Annotated in this window: 13 protein-coding genes; 6 read left to right on the forward strand and 7 right to left on the reverse strand. The window is 45.6% G+C overall.

Annotated features, from left to right (window positions below; translation table 11 throughout):
* Positions 1-7: 7 nt before the first annotated feature.
* The 4 genes from DN062_RS00700 to modA form a co-directional block, all read right to left on the reverse strand.
* Positions 8-1,198 carry an NnrS family protein gene (locus tag DN062_RS00700; protein WP_112156630.1) on the reverse strand — a complete coding sequence of 397 codons (1,191 nt, stop codon included), beginning with the start codon at positions 1,196-1,198 and terminating at the stop codon, positions 8-10.
* A gap of 134 nt (positions 1,199-1,332) precedes the next feature.
* Positions 1,333-2,430 carry an ABC transporter ATP-binding protein gene (locus tag DN062_RS00705; protein WP_112156631.1) on the reverse strand — a complete coding sequence of 366 codons (1,098 nt, stop codon included), beginning with the start codon at positions 2,428-2,430 and terminating at the stop codon, positions 1,333-1,335.
* Complete coding sequence (gene modB / locus DN062_RS00710) at positions 2,427-3,095, reverse strand: molybdate ABC transporter permease subunit (protein WP_112156632.1); 669 nt, start codon at positions 3,093-3,095, stop codon at positions 2,427-2,429. Before modB ends, DN062_RS00705 begins: the two co-directional genes overlap by 4 nt.
* A complete protein-coding gene (gene modA / locus DN062_RS00715; RefSeq protein ID WP_112156633.1) occupies positions 3,095-3,844 on the reverse strand; it encodes a molybdate ABC transporter substrate-binding protein in 750 nt (249 codons plus the stop codon). Before modA ends, modB begins: the two co-directional genes overlap by 1 nt.
* Before the next feature lie 107 nt (positions 3,845-3,951).
* On the opposite strand from modA, the gene DN062_RS00720 reads away from it, so the two are divergent.
* From DN062_RS00720 to DN062_RS00730, 3 genes are all read left to right on the forward strand, one after another.
* Entirely contained in the window at positions 3,952-4,791 is an 840-nt protein-coding gene (locus DN062_RS00720; protein ID WP_112156634.1) for a Rossmann-fold NAD(P)-binding domain-containing protein, read from the forward strand.
* 178 nt (positions 4,792-4,969) lie between these two features.
* Positions 4,970-5,875 (forward strand): Ssp4 family T6SS effector, encoded by a 906-nt coding sequence (locus tag DN062_RS00725; RefSeq protein ID WP_112156635.1) that lies wholly within the window; start codon positions 4,970-4,972, stop codon positions 5,873-5,875.
* Positions 5,875-6,360 (forward strand): hypothetical protein, encoded by a 486-nt coding sequence (locus tag DN062_RS00730; RefSeq protein WP_112156636.1) that lies wholly within the window; start codon positions 5,875-5,877, stop codon positions 6,358-6,360. Before DN062_RS00725 ends, DN062_RS00730 begins: the two co-directional genes overlap by 1 nt.
* Positions 6,361-6,519: 159 nt before the next feature.
* Here DN062_RS00730 and creD read toward each other — a convergent pair whose 3' ends face one another.
* Positions 6,520-7,944 carry a cell envelope integrity protein CreD gene (gene creD, locus DN062_RS00735; RefSeq protein ID WP_112156637.1) on the reverse strand — a complete coding sequence of 475 codons (1,425 nt, stop codon included), beginning with the start codon at positions 7,942-7,944 and terminating at the stop codon, positions 6,520-6,522.
* 389 nt (positions 7,945-8,333) lie between these two features.
* Here creD and atzF point away from each other — a divergent pair, with 389 nt between their 5' ends.
* The 3 genes from atzF (at position 8,334) to DN062_RS00750 (ending at position 12,293) form a co-directional block, all read left to right on the forward strand.
* Positions 8,334-10,124: an allophanate hydrolase gene (atzF, locus tag DN062_RS00740; RefSeq protein ID WP_112156638.1), complete on the forward strand. Its 1,791-nt coding sequence runs from the start codon at positions 8,334-8,336 to the stop codon at positions 10,122-10,124.
* Positions 10,121-10,828 carry a GntR family transcriptional regulator gene (locus tag DN062_RS00745; protein WP_112156639.1) on the forward strand — a complete coding sequence of 236 codons (708 nt, stop codon included), beginning with the start codon at positions 10,121-10,123 and terminating at the stop codon, positions 10,826-10,828. The genes atzF and DN062_RS00745 overlap by 4 nt, the downstream gene beginning before the upstream one ends.
* A gap of 148 nt (positions 10,829-10,976) precedes the next feature.
* Positions 10,977-12,293, forward strand: a complete 1,317-nt coding sequence (locus DN062_RS00750) for an MFS transporter (RefSeq protein ID WP_112156640.1) — start codon at positions 10,977-10,979, stop codon at positions 12,291-12,293.
* Between the two features lie 39 nt (positions 12,294-12,332).
* On the opposite strand, the gene hisI is transcribed toward DN062_RS00750, so the two are convergent.
* Positions 12,333-12,749 carry a phosphoribosyl-AMP cyclohydrolase gene (hisI, locus tag DN062_RS00755; RefSeq protein ID WP_112156641.1) on the reverse strand — a complete coding sequence of 139 codons (417 nt, stop codon included), beginning with the start codon at positions 12,747-12,749 and terminating at the stop codon, positions 12,333-12,335.
* Positions 12,750-12,877: 128 nt separating this feature from the next.
* Positions 12,878-15,256 carry an ATP-binding protein gene (locus DN062_RS00760; protein ID WP_112156642.1) on the reverse strand — a complete coding sequence of 793 codons (2,379 nt, stop codon included), beginning with the start codon at positions 15,254-15,256 and terminating at the stop codon, positions 12,878-12,880.
* Positions 15,257-15,586 lie beyond the last annotated feature (330 nt).

Raw genomic sequence — 15,586 nt, forward strand, 5'->3', positions numbered from 1 at the left:
TCTCACATTATCCAGGACGACCATCGGCTCTAGGACGGCTTAAAATATTCCAATAGAGTACAAAGAATAATCCAAATGCCAAAACCCAAGAAAATGCAGCAAACAACATCCCCCCAGAGTAATGAACACTGCCAGAGGCTACACCCAAACGTAAGATAGTTGAAAGAAAAATTAACAGGTATATCCATAAACCGAAGCGGACCAATTTTAAAGGTCGGCCGGTATGACCCATTGCAACTCGTGTCATGACGCCAAGTAGTAAAGTCCCCATTGCTCCGACACCAAGTGTATGGATCCAAAGGCTTGAAGGTAGAGTGTTTTGATGCAATAAACCCCACCGAACGCACAGCCCCAAAGCGATCCAAAAATACCCCAAATGGAGAATCCACAATAATGGCTCTTTCCTCACCCGCCAGCCTTTCCATAATAATAGACGTGTTGTGTTGGCAATGGCCGCGATGAGAATAACCCAGTGCGAAACCTCATTGGGTACTGCCAACATATCAAGTGGAATGAGAAGTGCAATCGACCCCAAGGCAATGCGATCAATCCACACTGAGCGAATGACCTGATCTGGATCTTGTCCGTGACTTCTTAACCAGTTGGCTGAAAATGCGGGTGTGATACGTCCTGAAATCAGCGCCATCAGCAAAACAATAAGATTGAAGCCTAGATGTTCACCCTTATGAAGCAATAGGCTGCTTTCTCTGATAACACCCAAATGCATCAGTAAGTTGCCTGTAAATAATAAGGCCAGTATGAGAACCAAGACTAAATTTTTGCGATTGTTATAACGAAGTAAAATAACGGCTAGATAGGTTGCCAATACGGGTAAAAAAGCCAAGTCAATAATGGCGACCCATACGCTTGGTACACTAAACGAAAACCATATTGCGATTCGGCCACTTACCCAAAGTAAGATCATTCCCAGAAGTCCCCATCCTCTTAGAGGAGGGGCACCTGTCCAATTCGTCACGGCCGTTAATAGAAAACCAGCAATTGCAGCGGTCACCGTTCCATAGATCATTTCATGGCTGTGCCAATAAAAAGGTAGCCACTTTGATTCAATGGGCCATCCAGCAAATAAAAATCCCATCCATCCCATCACCGAAAGACACGCATAAAAAGCTGTGAGCAGGAAAAAAGGGCGAAATGCATAGCCCAATAAAGGAGAGAGGTTTGATTGCAAGATAGTCATGGCTTGATGTCTATAAGATTCATATTGAATGAATCTTATAGAGGGTTGTGGGTTTTATCAAGCCGCCTTATGGTGAACAAGGTTTAAACGAGGTGACTCGCTGCACTGAGCATTGTGATGTACAGCAAGATGTCTTAATCAAAGATGTGCAGTTGATCTTCTAGCAAAGATACAAAAATAGGCATACCAATGCGCAGGTCTTGCCGTTCGACAAAATGACGTGGAATAAAAAAGCGCAGGGGGAGCTCTGGTGCATGTGTTGGGCGCACGCTGATGCTGACATGCGGGCCTAGTATAACGAGCTCTTCAATCCGCCCCTCAATCGGGTTTTCTTTGTCGCCATTAGACGGTCTATCGGGACGGTGTAAAATCAAACTATGAGGTGTTGCCATCCATTCAATTGTTTGGCCCACTTTGTAGACTGTTTGAGTGGCAATGCAAAGCGTTTTCCCACACCAGTCTACGGTTATTTTGGGCTTTGTAACGTCCTTAACGATACCCTTAAATAGATTATGCATGCCAAGAAGGCGCGCCACTGTCGGACTCGTTGGATGGCTCATCAGCTCATTGGGTGTGGCAACTTGCAAAATTTGGCCGTGATGGAGCACACAGATGCGATCCGCTAACTGCAGGGCTTCCTCAAGATCATGTGTCACTAGCAATGTGGGCGCTTCAATTTGATGGCGTAGCAGCGCCAGCTCACGTCGTAATTTATGGCGTGTTGCTTGATCCACAGCGGAAAAAGGTTCGTCAAGCAATAGGAGACGTGGCTCAGCTACCAAGGCGCGTGCCAATGCGACTCGCTGGCGTTGACCACCTGATAGTTCATGAGGTTTACGCAACTCAAGACCGGATAAATGCACACGTGCTAACCAGTCCAGTGCTTTTTGGTTTGCGTCCCGCTTTGAGAGTTTAAATAACGGAAGCATCACGTTTTGCAATGCAGTTAAATGGGGAAAGAGCGCATAGTTCTGAAAGACAATGCCGAGCGAACGTTGCTCTGGTTTGAGTTGAATTTTCTTAGCGCTATCAAACCACTCTATATTTCCGCTTTGGATATGACCTGTTACCTCAGTGTGCAAACCCGCTAGGCTTCTTAGCAGTGTTGTTTTGCCGCTTCCGGATGGGCCAAGCAGCGCAACAAGTTCTTTAGGTTGAATGTGGAGCTTGGCCTTTAAGGGAATCTTACCGCAGGATTCGAGGTTGAAGTCCAGATGCAGTCCGAGCGTCATACCTTTCTCCGTTGACGAAACTGCCCAAGGCCTTGGAGCAGCAGTAAACTTACAAAGGCGAGAGCGAGTAGCACGAGTGCCATCTGACCAGCTGCATCGAGATTAAACGCTTGCACTTGATCATATATGGCAATGGATAGGGTTCGTGTTTCTCCTGATAAATTGCCTCCAACCATTAACACGACACCAAACTCTCCCAAAGTATGAGCAAAGGTTAATACAAATGCTCCCGCTACGCCCGGCCAAATGAGTGGTAGTTCAATTTTGAAAAATGCCTGCCAAGGATTAAGACCACAGGTTCGGGCGGCGTCACGAAGATCTCGGTCAATACCACTGAATGCATGCTGTATAGGCTGTACAGAAAAGGGGAGGTTGGCGATGATTGATGCGATGAGTAAGCCTTCAAAGCTAAAGTTAAGTGACTTATTAAAAAGAGTTTCCCAAAGACTGCCCAGGGGGGCTTGACCGGAAAAAGCCACTAGGAAGTAGTAGCCGAGCACCGTGGGGGGTAAGACCAAAGGCAGGAAAATTAGACTTTGCAGTACAGGCACCCAAGGCCGATGGCTCCATGCAATAAAACGTCCAAGTGTGATGCCGATGGGCAGAAGCAATAGGCTTGTAAAAATCGCCAATCTGAAGGAAATTTCAAGCGCTTGGAGTTCCATTAAGGTGCTCCAAAACCATGATCAATCAGTATTTTTTTAGCTGTCTCTGTCTGCATAAAATGATAAAACCTTTGAGCCGTTGGGCCAGCATTTTTCATTAATACCATCTTTTGCTCAAGCGGGATGTGTTCTGACTCAGGGATTAACCAAGCGAGGCCAGGCAAATCTTGTCGGCTGGCCAACAAAGGCCAAGCAACGACCCCACTTCGAGCGGCTCCAGACAAAACAAACTGAACGGATTGTGCTGCATTTTCACCTAAGACAAGCCTAGGTTTTAGCTGTTCTTCAAGTGACCAACGCTGTAGCCAATCGATTGCAGCCATGCCATAGGGCGCATGTTGTGGGTTGGCAATTGAGAGTTTATGGCTAGAGCGGGCCTGTTGATGCCATAAGGTGATGGCCTCTGATGCTGAGTCAGCCACTAGGGATTCTTGCGTGTAAAACGCTAATCTACCAAATGCATAGCGAGTACCTGCATCAAGGGTGTGGCCTTCATTATAAAGCAATTGGACAAAATCAGAATTGGCCGAGAAAAATAATTCGAAGGGCGCCCCTTGGCGTAATTGGCTGGTAAATACGCCGGAAGAGCCGAAGGTAATGCTGATGTTGCTATCGGGGTGAGTTTCTTTAAAGACTTTTTCAATATTCGGAAGCGCTAACTGTAAATCGGCTGCCGCTGCGATACGAACAGGGGGGGCTGCATGTAGATGCAAAGAAAATAACAGTAATATCATAAGAATTAAGGGCATTAAGGCTCCGAATAGTACAATCTATCTTAATTGAAAAAGTATACTCAATTGTAAGCGACAAAACCCCTTAACAAATACGAAGTTTTTGTTTAATAAAAGGAACCAAAATGCAGAGAAAAACACTCTTAGTCGTTGGCCTTGGTGATTTAGGCGGGCGTATTGCTTCTCTAGCCGTTGAGCAGGGCTTAGATGTACAAGGGATGCGCCGTGGTGCTGAGGCGCCTGTAGGGGTTCAGTTGATTCAACAGGATGCGGCGAGCCCATGGCCGGATTTACCAAGCCCGCCAGAAGATGTGGTACTGTGCCTTTCGCCTTCAGATTCGAGTGTTGCGGCGTATCAACAGGCGTATATGGAAGTCGCAAAACAGGCTGTCAACGCACTTAAAAAAATAGCCCCGCAAGCGCATGTCTGGTTAATTTCATCGACGGGAGTGTACGGTCAGTCGGGTGGAGAATGGGTTGATGAGATGTCTGAGCGTAATCCCACACGAGAAACCGCGCGTGCTTTGTTAGAGGCCGAAAACTACTGGCTTGCTCAATCTCAGCCTGTCACGTTGTTACGCCCTTCTGGCCTATATGGTCCTGGGCGATATTTCCTATTAAATCAAGCGCGTCAAGGTTTTCTACCTTCAGCAGAGCCTCCTATTTATACAAATCGAATTCATATCGAGGATGCGGCGCGTGCGGTGATGCATCTGATTAATTGTCGCCATCGCGGAGACTTGATCGCCACGTCGTATAATCTGACTGATACCTGTCCTGCTAGCTTGCATGAAGTATTGAGTTGGTTACAGGAGGTCTTGGGTGTGGAGGCCAAAGTGCCAACACCTGTTCAGCGTGAGAGTAAGCGCATTCGCCATCAGAGGCTTAAAGAGACGGGGTTTGTTTGGCGTTACCTTGATTATCGAGCGGGGTATTCGATGATGCTAAGTGATATTGATCAATAAGCTTTTTTTGGGTTTTGAGTAGTGGGTAGTTCCTTAGTTAAACAGTGGTTTTCGAAAAAAAAACTGATCGTATGATTTGTTTTACATGGCCAAAAGCTTTGGCTATCATAATCAGCATTCATTATATGAATACCCTGTTAGGGCAATACTCTCACATTCCACGGATAAGGAATCGCTAATGGCAATCTCTCTCTTACCTGTACAAACTTCATTTGATCAACGCGCATTGCGTAATCGTTTGTCGACAAATTTAAACGAACAAAAACTGTTTAAGATTATTGATGAAGACCCTGACCTTATAGGTGCGGGTGTCATTTTTATCGATAGTCGTGGAATCGTAGTTACATTACGGGATTTTGAACCGATTTGCTCCATAAAGCCTGTTAATGTAATCCTTCGTGAACCGCCCAGAAGTTACACTGCTGACGCTTATATTGCTGAAGTAAGAGACAACAATCGAGAAAACCGCTTGATTTATGAAGCCACTGGTACGGCAGTTGCCTGTGGTGGTGCTGTGCTTGGGTGGGTGGTTATAGTTAGTTCAGGTTCGGCAGTTCCCTTTACTGGAGGATCGTCAGGCATTATAACTGCGGTTGCATATGGTGCAACAGTTGCTGGTATGGCTCAATGTATGAATGGCGTACTGCGAACTCGTAATGAGGTTATAGACCCACAGGTAAATGATAACCTTGATAGTGAGGAGTGGTATCAAAATACCATGATGGCACTAGATGTTATATCGTTAGCGGGCGCTACTGCTGCAGGCCTTATAACTATTAAAGGAATAAAGTTGCTTAAAGCCAACGGTATTCCGATTAGAAAATCCTTAGAGGGGCTCAGCCGTCAAGAGCGGAGACGACTTTCACGCGAAATTGCTCGGTCTAATGTTCCGGGTATTTCAAATAGAACGTTAAGAGTGATGGAACGTGCTGGTCAAATTGAACGTCGATACTCCAATGCGGCTATCCGGAAGACAACGCTTCTTCAGATAAAGGATGCATTGGCTGCAGGCTTGAGTTTTACAGGCAGTGCGATTGGAGGAAATATTAAATTGCTTGCCATAGCTGTTGTCAGGGAGGAGTAATGTTTAAACGTGAACTGAAGCGCCCTTTGAAACCTATGCCAGAGTATCAAATATTTGCTCCTGGTTTTTTGCATGCTTTGTTAGCAGCTACGTCAATGATTTTATGTTTAGCGTGTGTGGGAGTGTTAGTTTCATATTTAATAGAAGCGTATTATGAAGCTCGAACGACAGGTCTAATTCATCTAGTTCTTATTGGTATGCTGGCTATAAGTTTTACGCATCTAAACTTCATGGTGTCTAGAGGGTCTGTATTTTGTAATGCTCTTTTAGTGAAGTTCAATCGCGTATGCATATTTGTTCTGATCATTGGAAATATTGTTACGTTGATAGCTGGAGATTATTTTACTGCTGTTATAGCTGCTGTAGGGCTTGCGTTAGGACTTTTGGCACATCAAATTTATGTATCTGAAAAGTATCTTAAGTTTGTTGAGTATTACGAGATAATCTGGGCACATCATCGCTGGAACAGACGGCGTATAAAGTGATAAAAGTGAAACCCTGCAAACAAGTTTACTAGGACAAAACAGCGTCAGTCAGAAGATTAACTCATATATGTTGAGTTAATCTGCAGTTATCAATTATCAGTTATCAGTTATCAGTTATCAGTTATCAGTCAGTTGAATCCAATTAAATCTCGTCAGCACTCACGACTCAACAGGTGCTGTGGGTGTGGGTGATTTACGTTTAAACCAGCCACCACGCTTCGCACTTTCTTCCTGAGGTCCGTACCAGTCTTCATTGCGCGTTGCATACATAGTGGCCGCAATAGCAATGAAGGTTAATATAGATCCTGCCAATAGTGCGTAGTCTGCACTTCTCAGAATTAAATACAGCACACCATAGAGCAAGGTTAGCATCAGAGCCAATACCAAGGTACGTTTTCCTAAATGCAGAGCCACCGCGCCAAAGGTGACGATTAGCAGCACGGTTGCTGTCGATGCGAGCAAGTAGGCAGCACTAAATCCAATTTGCTCTGCAAAAGCGAGTAAGAGTAAAAAGAAGGTTGATTGTGAAAGGCCCACTAGAATGAATTGAACAGGGTGAGTGGGGCGCGCACCCTGGCTTTTGATCAGGAATATCGTCAGAAAGGTCAAGCCGATGAATAGCATGCCATATCGTGCGGCTCGATAGGATTTTTGGTACAAATCATTGGGCTGGTAGAGATTCACACCGAAGCTGGTCTGTCTTCGAGCAATAGAGTCATAGGACTCTCGACTTATTTGTGGCAGAGCGCGTGCTAGATGCGGAATTGACCAGTCGGCGATAAAGCCTTCATCTGAGATTTCCCGTGTATTGGGTAAAAAAGCACCGGTGAAACTCGGATGCGGCCAATCACTGACCATTCGAATACGGCTATTCCGACCCACAGGGGCGATCATTAGAGACTCTGCGCCGTTAAATTCAAACACCATTTGATAGGTGTTATGTTGACGTGGATCACCTGTGTACGCCATGACTCCACCATCTTCTCCATGTCGGTGTTGCATGGGTTCAAGTTCAAAGGATACATCTGCTGCATTTAAGGCCGCTTCGCCACGAAGGCTTCGGTTTGAGGTCACTGATAGTCGCAGCTCGGTTTGCTCCCACATTGGCGTTTCTTCACCTCGAAGAAAGGTAGAAACAGCATCAAGAGGGAAGTCAAAGGTAAGATCGGCACGTGAACTGTACACCGGAACAGTGAAAATGCCTCGCTGACGTGCTTCAGTTTCACTGGTCAGTTCAACATCGAAACGATTAGGGTAAATGAAAATGGGTGCGCGCTGGAGTTGGCGCATTTCTTCGACGATACGAAAAATAGGTTTGCCGTCGGAGTCAATTCGCTGCATCCCTGTCTCGGGATCAATCAGTTCGCGTCGTTCCTGTACTAGAGCAGATTCTTCGACAGGGATAACTAAAACAGGACCGCTGAGTACTTCAGGTCCACCCCATTCTAAACCAACCGAGGCACGCGTCGTTCGGTTGTAATGTGAGCGATCATCGACAATTTGTCCTACAAAAAACAGTGGGATAGACATTAATATGATAAGAACGCCAACAACACAAAATCGCCATCCAAATGACTTATACATAGCATCATTCCTTTAACGCACCCTATTCATTTGGCAATTGCAAACATAAAAATGGTCCGTCATTTTTTAGAAAAAAATTTTATTGAGCCTGCTCTACATCTTTACATCAGTGAGTAAAGCCCAACCTCTTAAAATGTTAACGCGTTCCAAAATCGCTTTCAATCGACGCTCATTATTCAGTGAGCGTCTACTTTGGACAACTGACGTCGATAAAAGGGCAAAAAACGTGCAGTTGCTGGTTTGCTGCTTTTATTTGGCGCAATTTTTTCTATTTTTTATTCGAAGAGGCTCATTTTTTTAAATTAATATTTTGATTTTAAATAGTTTTATTTGTTGGCATTTATTTTGCTAAATCTTGTATACAAGACAGGATACTAGCGAGATATATCATGAATACTCTGGAAACCCTTGGTTGGACGATCAGTGATTGGCTGAGTGCGCATCAGCAGAATGATGGCAATAGGCACTTGGAAAAACTGGTTGATGCCGTTAATCATGCAAACGACTGCGCATGGATCAGCCGTCTTTCTGCCAGCGATCTAAAACAGCAATTAGAGCATCTCAACGCGCGTCGGGAGCACGGCGAGTCATTGCCCTTGTTCGGGGTGCCTTTTGCGGTAAAGGACAATATTGATGTCGCTGGGTGGATGACAACAGCTGCCTGTCCTGCGTTTGCTTACACCGCAGCGGAGGATGCCACCGTTGTTGCGCGGCTGAAAAAAGCTGGGGCTATCCTGATCGGTAAAACCAACCTTGACCAGTTTGCGACAGGGCTGGTGGGGACACGTTCACCTTATGGTGCGGTATCGAATAGCTTTAAAGCTGATTATGTATCAGGTGGGTCGAGCTCTGGTTCAGCCTCTGTGACAGCACGTGGACTGGTTGCCTTTGCCCTAGGAACGGATACAGCTGGTTCAGGCCGAGTGCCAGCCGGTTTTAATAATTTAGTCGGATTGAAGCCAACCAGAGGGTGGTTTTCGATCAAGGGCGTCGTGCCTGCCTGCCGCTCAATCGACTGTGTTTCTGTGTTTGCCTTGACGGTTGTTGATGCCTTACAGGTGGCGCAGGTTCTTGGAGAACCGCAAGATCTGGTTGATGCTTATTCACGGAAAAATCCAAATGCCGCGCCGACAGGAATGCCAGAGCGGCCCAGATTCGCCATACCTTCTAAGTTGGAGTTCTTTGGTGATGAACTGATGCAGGCTGCTTTTGCGCAGGCTCGCAGTGAGCTGGAAAAAATGGTGGATCTGGTCGAGATTGATTTCACGCCATTCACTCAGTTAGCTGAGCTTTTGTATCAGGGCCCATGGGTGGCAGAGCGAACCCATGCGATCGGCTCATTACTGATTGAACACCCCGAGGAGATGGATTCAACAGTACGCACAATTGTGGCTAAGGGGACAGATTACACGGCCTTACAGTATTTCGATGCCGAGTACCAACGCCAAGCGCTAGCACGTCATATACAGCAACAGCTTTCTGAAGTGGATGCGCTAGTGGTGCCGACCTCTCCGACGATTCGCACCTTGGCCGAGATGCAAGAAGAGCCTATCCTCTACAACTCTCAGTTTGGTACTTACACGAATTTTACCAACTTAGCAGATCTTTCAGCACTGGCTTTACCGGCACCCTTCCGAGCAGATGAGTTGCCAGCTGGCATTACGTTAATTGCCAATGCTTGGCATGACTTTGCACTGGCCGACTTCGGTCAACGCTGGCAAGCCCATTTGGCATTGCCGATGGGGGCGACGGGGAAGGCTTTTCAAACCATGACTCCGGCCTTCAAGCCTGTTGCACCTGGCGCGGTTCGAGTCGCGGTGGTGGGGGCGCATTTAACGGGAATGCCACTCAACTTCCAACTTACTACTCGACATGCGAGCTTTGTTGAAACGACTCAGACAGCACCTGAGTATCGTCTCTATGCACTTGCCAATACGACACCTCCTAAGCCAGGGCTTGCGCGGGTCACTGAAAATGGAGCGTCGATTCAGGTTGAGCTTTGGGATGTACCCTTGGCGAATTTTGGTGCTTTTGTGGCGGAAATTCCGGAACCACTGGGTATCGGTAACCTGTTGCTAGAGGATGGTCGCAGTGTCAAAGGCTTTATTTGTGAGCCTCTGGCACTGGGTAATGCAAAAGACATTACCCACTTTGGCGGTTGGCGCGCCTATCTATCATGAAACACAACACTTTGCAGAGCCCGTCAAGGCAAAAGCCAAGGCGTGAAAATCTGGCTGATCGTATCTACGAGCAATTGAAGGCGTTGATTTTCAACTTTCAGTTGTTACCCGGAGATTACTTCAGTGAGACAGAAATTGCTGAGCGCTTTGCTGCCAGTCGCACTCCGGTGCGCGAAGCGCTTCATCGACTGCATCGGGAGCAGTATGTCGATGTCCATTTTCGCAGTGGCTGGCAGGTAAGACCCTTTGATTTTAAAGTGTTTGAGGACCTGTATGATCTCCGAATATTGCTGGAAACGTCGGCAATAGAACGACTCTGTAATTTGACAGAACTGCCTGCTTGCATTGCAGAACTGAGCGCTATTTGGTGTGTGCCAGACGTTGATCGTGTGACTGACATGACACTTAGTGATATGGATCGATCGTTTCATAGTCGTCTGGTTCAGGCGGCAGGGAATGAAGAAATGGCTCGTATCCATCGAGATATCAGTGAGCGTATTCACATTATTCGCCGCCTGGATTTCACTAAGGATTATCGGATTGATGCAACCTATCAAGAGCATGCGGCCATCCTTGACGCAATCCAGCATCGTCGTTCCGATCATGCCAAGTATTTGCTGCGTGCGCACATCATTGTCAGTAGAGATGAAGTGCGAAAAATCACCTTGCATATGCTTCAGGAGGCGAGAGAGCGTCATATGTGAGGAATAGAGATCTCGCACATCTGATTTTCTATGAAGTAACAGGATGAGTCGTCGCAATATGAGAGAGTCATGACGCCGTTGTGATATTACACTCAAGAAAGTTATGCCAGAGTCGGAGCTTTAATCAATACTTAAAATCGAGTGAAGCATGACGAAGGTTTTCTCTGGCGTTTGGCCTCTTTTACTGGGTATCGTACTGATCATGCTGGGCAATGGCATGCACTTCACGTTAATTGGACTTAGAGGGGGTATCGAAGGCTTCTCGGCGGCTGAGTTGGCGATTGTTACCTCTGGTTACTTTGTTGGGTTTTTATCAGGCGCTCGTTTTTCGCCGCTGCTGATTAGGCGAGTGGGGCATGTTCGTGTGTTTGCCGCTTTAGGAAGCTTTATGTCGGCGGGGCTAATTGCCTTTCCTTTAATAACCGAACCTTGGGCTTGGACCTTGCTAAGGATACTCATAGGTTTTTGCATGTCGGGCATTTATGTTACAGCCGAGAGTTGGTTGAACGATGCCGCCACCAATGAAAACCGAGGAAAGGTCTTATCCGCGTATATGATTGCACAAACACTTGGGATTATCGGCGCTCAAGGCTTGTTAACCCTTGGTGATGCGGCTACGTCTGTTCTCTTTATCGGTGCATCTATACTAGTTTCAATCTCCTTTGCCCCTATTTTGTTATCCGTAAACCCTGTGCCCAATGTTGAAGTTGCGCGGCCTATGAGCTTACGTGACCTGTTTGCGAGTTCTCCCTTAGGGACAGTTGGTATTTTTTTACTGGGGAGTGTCTATGCAACACAATCTGGGATGGGGGCTGTATTTGGCTCTCAAATTGGACTTTCTGCGACGCACATTGCCTTGTTTGTTGCCATGCTATTTGCGGGTGCTTTATTTCTTCAATATCCGATTGGCTGGCTTTCTGATCGCATTGATCGACGTAAAGTTATATTGGGTGCTGCGCTTTTAGGCGCTGTTTCCTGTTTTTTGGGTTGGATGAATGATGGGGGAATGGGATTCTTAATGCTGGCCGCTTTTTTAACTGGCGGCGTTACAACCCCTTTGTATTCATTATTTTTAGCCTATACGAACGACTCATTATCCGCCGAAGAGATGCCTGCTGCATCGGGAGGCTTAGTGTTTACCTTTGGGCTAGGTGCCATTATTGGCCCCTTGGTCACGGGATGGGCCATGGAAACATTTGGTCCTTATGCCTTCTGGCCAGTGTTAGGAATAACCTTTCTTTTGATTGTATTCTATGCCGCTTATCGCATTACACAGCGTGCGCACTTGCCAACAGACACGACAGAAAGCTATTTAAGTGTTATTCCAACCGCTTCTCCTATAGCGGTGGAGGCTGCTGGTGTGTGGGCGGCAGAGCATGCTGAACAGGAACGAGAAGCGGCAGAGTCGGAGTCTGCAGAGCCAGAGCAAGATACCCTTTTGCCCAGCGATTCTAGTCGTAGCTAGGTTCTTTTAAAATAATTCCTTTGCAGTTAGTACATTTTCTTAGGCATTGTTTGGCTTTGAGCTAGTAACAACAATTTGCTCTCCACGGATGGCGTTGTAAAAGCAATTGGGTCGGCCTGTATGACAGGCTGCACCTTTCTGATTCACGAGCAGTAAAAGTGCATCACCGTCACAATCAAACCTAGCGTCTATCAAATGCTGAACATGGCCAGATGTTTCTCCTTTACGCCATAGTGATTGCCGCGAACGAGACCAGTAACAGACTTGTCTGGTGGTTAAGGTTTCAATAAGCGCATCTTTATTCATCCACGCAAGCATGAGCATTTCTTTAGTGTCATGTTCTTGCGCAATGGCGGCGATGAGTCCGTCTTGATTCCATGGAATTGCGGATAGAATTTCTTCAAGTGGAAAAGAGTCAGATTGATCTGCATCTTCTAGCGTTTGCCAGATAGTCATTTTTTTGCCTAGTCGTTGAGTTGGCGTTTGCCCATTGTCACGTCAGTGGGCGCTGCGTGAATTATATCGTCTAAATGTTATAGTATAACAATTGGAATGCAAAGACTGGTCAATTTCCGCTCTGACGTCTATTTAAGCCACCTTTGCAGTAATTCTGACAGCTTTTCAGCATTATAAGGCTTGGCTAAATAATCATTCATACCGCAGGCTAGGCAAGCATTACGATCGTCTTCGCTGGCATTGGCTGTTAAAGCTGCAATCGGGGTCATAATGTCTCGCTGCCGTATGATTCGGGTTGCTGTAAAGCCATCCATAATGGGCATTTGGCAGTCCATCAAAATTAAATCATAGGTTTCAGACTCAAGCTGACGAATGGCTTCTTCACCATTCTCGGCTAATGCAGCCTCGATATTAAACTTTTCCAATAACTTTAACGCGAGCTTTTGGTTTACTGTATTGTCTTCAACCAATAACACTCTCCTATCCGCATAGTTTGTAAACGGGCAGCGTGCCTGAGTTGGATTGTTTGGTGCTTCGCATGGAAGATAGGGCAATTCAAAGTAGAAACAGGAGCCTTGTCCGAGAGTACTTTCTAACCAAAGGGTGCCATTCATTAACGCAATGAGCTCTTTAGAAATCATTAAGCCCAGCCCCGTTCCGCCATATTTGCGACTGGTTGAGTTATCCGCTTGGCTAAAACTTTGAAACAGCCGCTCCTGAGCTTCTTCAGAAATGCCAATTCCGCTATCTCTAACTTCAAATCGAATCCTGTGGTTATCCAGCAAGTGAACACTCAAAGTGACTTGGCCCACGTCCGTAAATTTGATCGCATTTGACACTAAGTTATTTAGAACCTGTCGGAGTCTTAGAGGATCTGCTTTAAGCCATCCATTAATTGCAGGGTCAATTGTTTGGATCAACTCAAGTTTTTTATTCTCAGCAAGGTGTTGAAAGATGCTACGCATCGTCGTTAATAAGTCGTTTAGATCAACGGGCGCCATTTCTAAACTCATTTTGCCCGCTTCAATTTTGGAGAAGTCCAAAATATCGTTTACAAGACCTAGCAGCAGTTCAGCTGAACGCATAGCAAGATGTACTTGTTCAGCCTGCTCTGTTGTTAAAGATGTTGTCTCTAAAAGGGACAGCATGCCTATCACTCCATTGATTGGTGTTCGAATTTCGTGGCTCATGTTCGCTAGAAATTGGCTCTTCGCTTTGCTGGCTTGGAGTGCTTTGAAGTGAGCATTTTTTAATTCTAAGGCGGCTGCATTAATGCCTTTTTTCATTTCTAGAAGATCGCCTTGATAATTACCCACGATACGTTGTTCAAAGTTACCGAGGACGAGCTGGCCCATGACTTGGTTCGATTCAGCGAGAGCTCGTTCAAAATTTGCAAGTAATCTATTAATATTTTGCGTCATGACGCCTAATTCATCTTCACGATAGACTCGAACTCGTTGTGAAAAGCGCCCTAAACTTACTGTTTCGTTAATAACGGAAACAATATGTTTTACGGGGGCTAATATGCGACGATTCACTATCCATAAAAGCAGAGCAACAACACAGGTCACAACAAAAAGGGTGGCTGCTATCAACAAAAATGTGGCAGATCGAACATTTTCTATACGAGATTTGATAGAGGTTTCATCCCCCAGTAACAGGCTTCTGCCGATATAAACACCTGATCGATCAAATAATGGGAAATCGTATAGTATGGCTTGATCAAGATAGATAACACGCGGCTCATTCGATAGTTTTTTTGGCAAATACGCTGCTAGGCTTCGAGCGAGTGATAGATCAAACCATTCTGAATGTGCAAGAAGATATTCATCATTAATTGATGGAAGAGAGGCTATAGTTGGAGGATAGCGGCCAGAAAATCGCTCTAAAATTGATTCTTTATTTAACAATAAAATCCAATCCAAATCATCGTTTTGCATAGATCGAACAACCGATCCAATCCCTTGTGTCACTGATATTAAACCTATAACCTCTTCGTCTGCGATCACAGGCGAAAAGCCAATGATACCAACGCCTGCATTACCCATACTAAAAGATGCGGTTGCATTTTTTTCACTTAACGTTTTAGCGACCATTGGATGAGGTGCTATTTCACCATGGAAGCTTAGATCCCAAGATCTCGCGACAATAACCTCATCCGCGTCAATCACCTGCGCACGTATCATTCGATAGTCAGTAACCTTCGCAAACTCTTCAGTTAAATTGCTTAAACTTTTAACAGACAATGCTCGATTGTTTGTTGACAGTGATTCACGTATTGAAGGGTCGCGCGATAAAGTCGCTGCAATGGATAAGACCGAGTCCTCTTTAGATCTTAAATACAAATCTAACCTTTGTTGGACATTTTCCAGTGCTTCCGTTTTTGTAATTTTTTCCATTTGAGTCGTGATGCCAAAGTACAAAATAGATGCAATAATGGCCAAGATGACTAAGGTTGATAGACTCGCCATTAGAATCAGGGAGCGAAAAATGGAAGTGTTCTTCATAGAGTCTCTGCAGCTGTTTTGTTCTTGATGAGCGTCTAATTCATCTTAGCCTAATGGAGCGTTACACAACAACTTTACACGAACCCGTTAACTGACCAATTGACAAGGCTTTAGATGGGGACAGTGTTTGAAGCACGAGTCGTCAACTGGCTATTAGAAGGTTATTAATGCGATAATCGAAACTGATTTGATCTGACGAGTAGACTCTTAATGTTGTTTGAATGGGTGGCTTGTTGGGTTTAAAACAGCCTCGACAAAGAGGTTGTAAACGTGTCCCCCGATACGAATGTGTACGAGGGCAAGGATGGTCTGCAAGCTTAGATGCTAATA

Origin of the sequence: Nitrincola tibetensis (assembly GCF_003284585.1) — a bacterium.
Lineage (GTDB): Bacteria > Pseudomonadota > Gammaproteobacteria > Pseudomonadales > Balneatricaceae > Nitrincola > Nitrincola tibetensis.

Coding starts and splice junctions, on each gene's coding strand:
- modA (WP_112156633.1), bottom strand. CDS start 3,844: ATGCCCTTAATTCTTATGATATTACTGTTATTTTCTTTGCATCTACAT.
- hisI (WP_112156641.1), bottom strand. CDS start 12,749: ATGACTATCTGGCAAACGCTAGAAGATGCAGATCAATCTGACTCTTTT.
- DN062_RS00725 (WP_112156635.1), top strand. CDS start 4,970: ATGGCAATCTCTCTCTTACCTGTACAAACTTCATTTGATCAACGCGCA.
- DN062_RS00730 (WP_112156636.1), top strand. CDS start 5,875: ATGTTTAAACGTGAACTGAAGCGCCCTTTGAAACCTATGCCAGAGTAT.
- DN062_RS00700 (WP_112156630.1), bottom strand. CDS start 1,198: ATGACTATCTTGCAATCAAACCTCTCTCCTTTATTGGGCTATGCATTT.
- DN062_RS00705 (WP_112156631.1), bottom strand. CDS start 2,430: ATGACGCTCGGACTGCATCTGGACTTCAACCTCGAATCCTGCGGTAAG.
- DN062_RS00745 (WP_112156639.1), top strand. CDS start 10,121: ATGAAACACAACACTTTGCAGAGCCCGTCAAGGCAAAAGCCAAGGCGT.
- modB (WP_112156632.1), bottom strand. CDS start 3,095: ATGGAACTCCAAGCGCTTGAAATTTCCTTCAGATTGGCGATTTTTACA.
- DN062_RS00760 (WP_112156642.1), bottom strand. CDS start 15,256: ATGAAGAACACTTCCATTTTTCGCTCCCTGATTCTAATGGCGAGTCTA.
- creD (WP_112156637.1), bottom strand. CDS start 7,944: ATGTATAAGTCATTTGGATGGCGATTTTGTGTTGTTGGCGTTCTTATC.
- DN062_RS00720 (WP_112156634.1), top strand. CDS start 3,952: ATGCAGAGAAAAACACTCTTAGTCGTTGGCCTTGGTGATTTAGGCGGG.
- atzF (WP_112156638.1), top strand. CDS start 8,334: ATGAATACTCTGGAAACCCTTGGTTGGACGATCAGTGATTGGCTGAGT.
- DN062_RS00750 (WP_112156640.1), top strand. CDS start 10,977: ATGACGAAGGTTTTCTCTGGCGTTTGGCCTCTTTTACTGGGTATCGTA.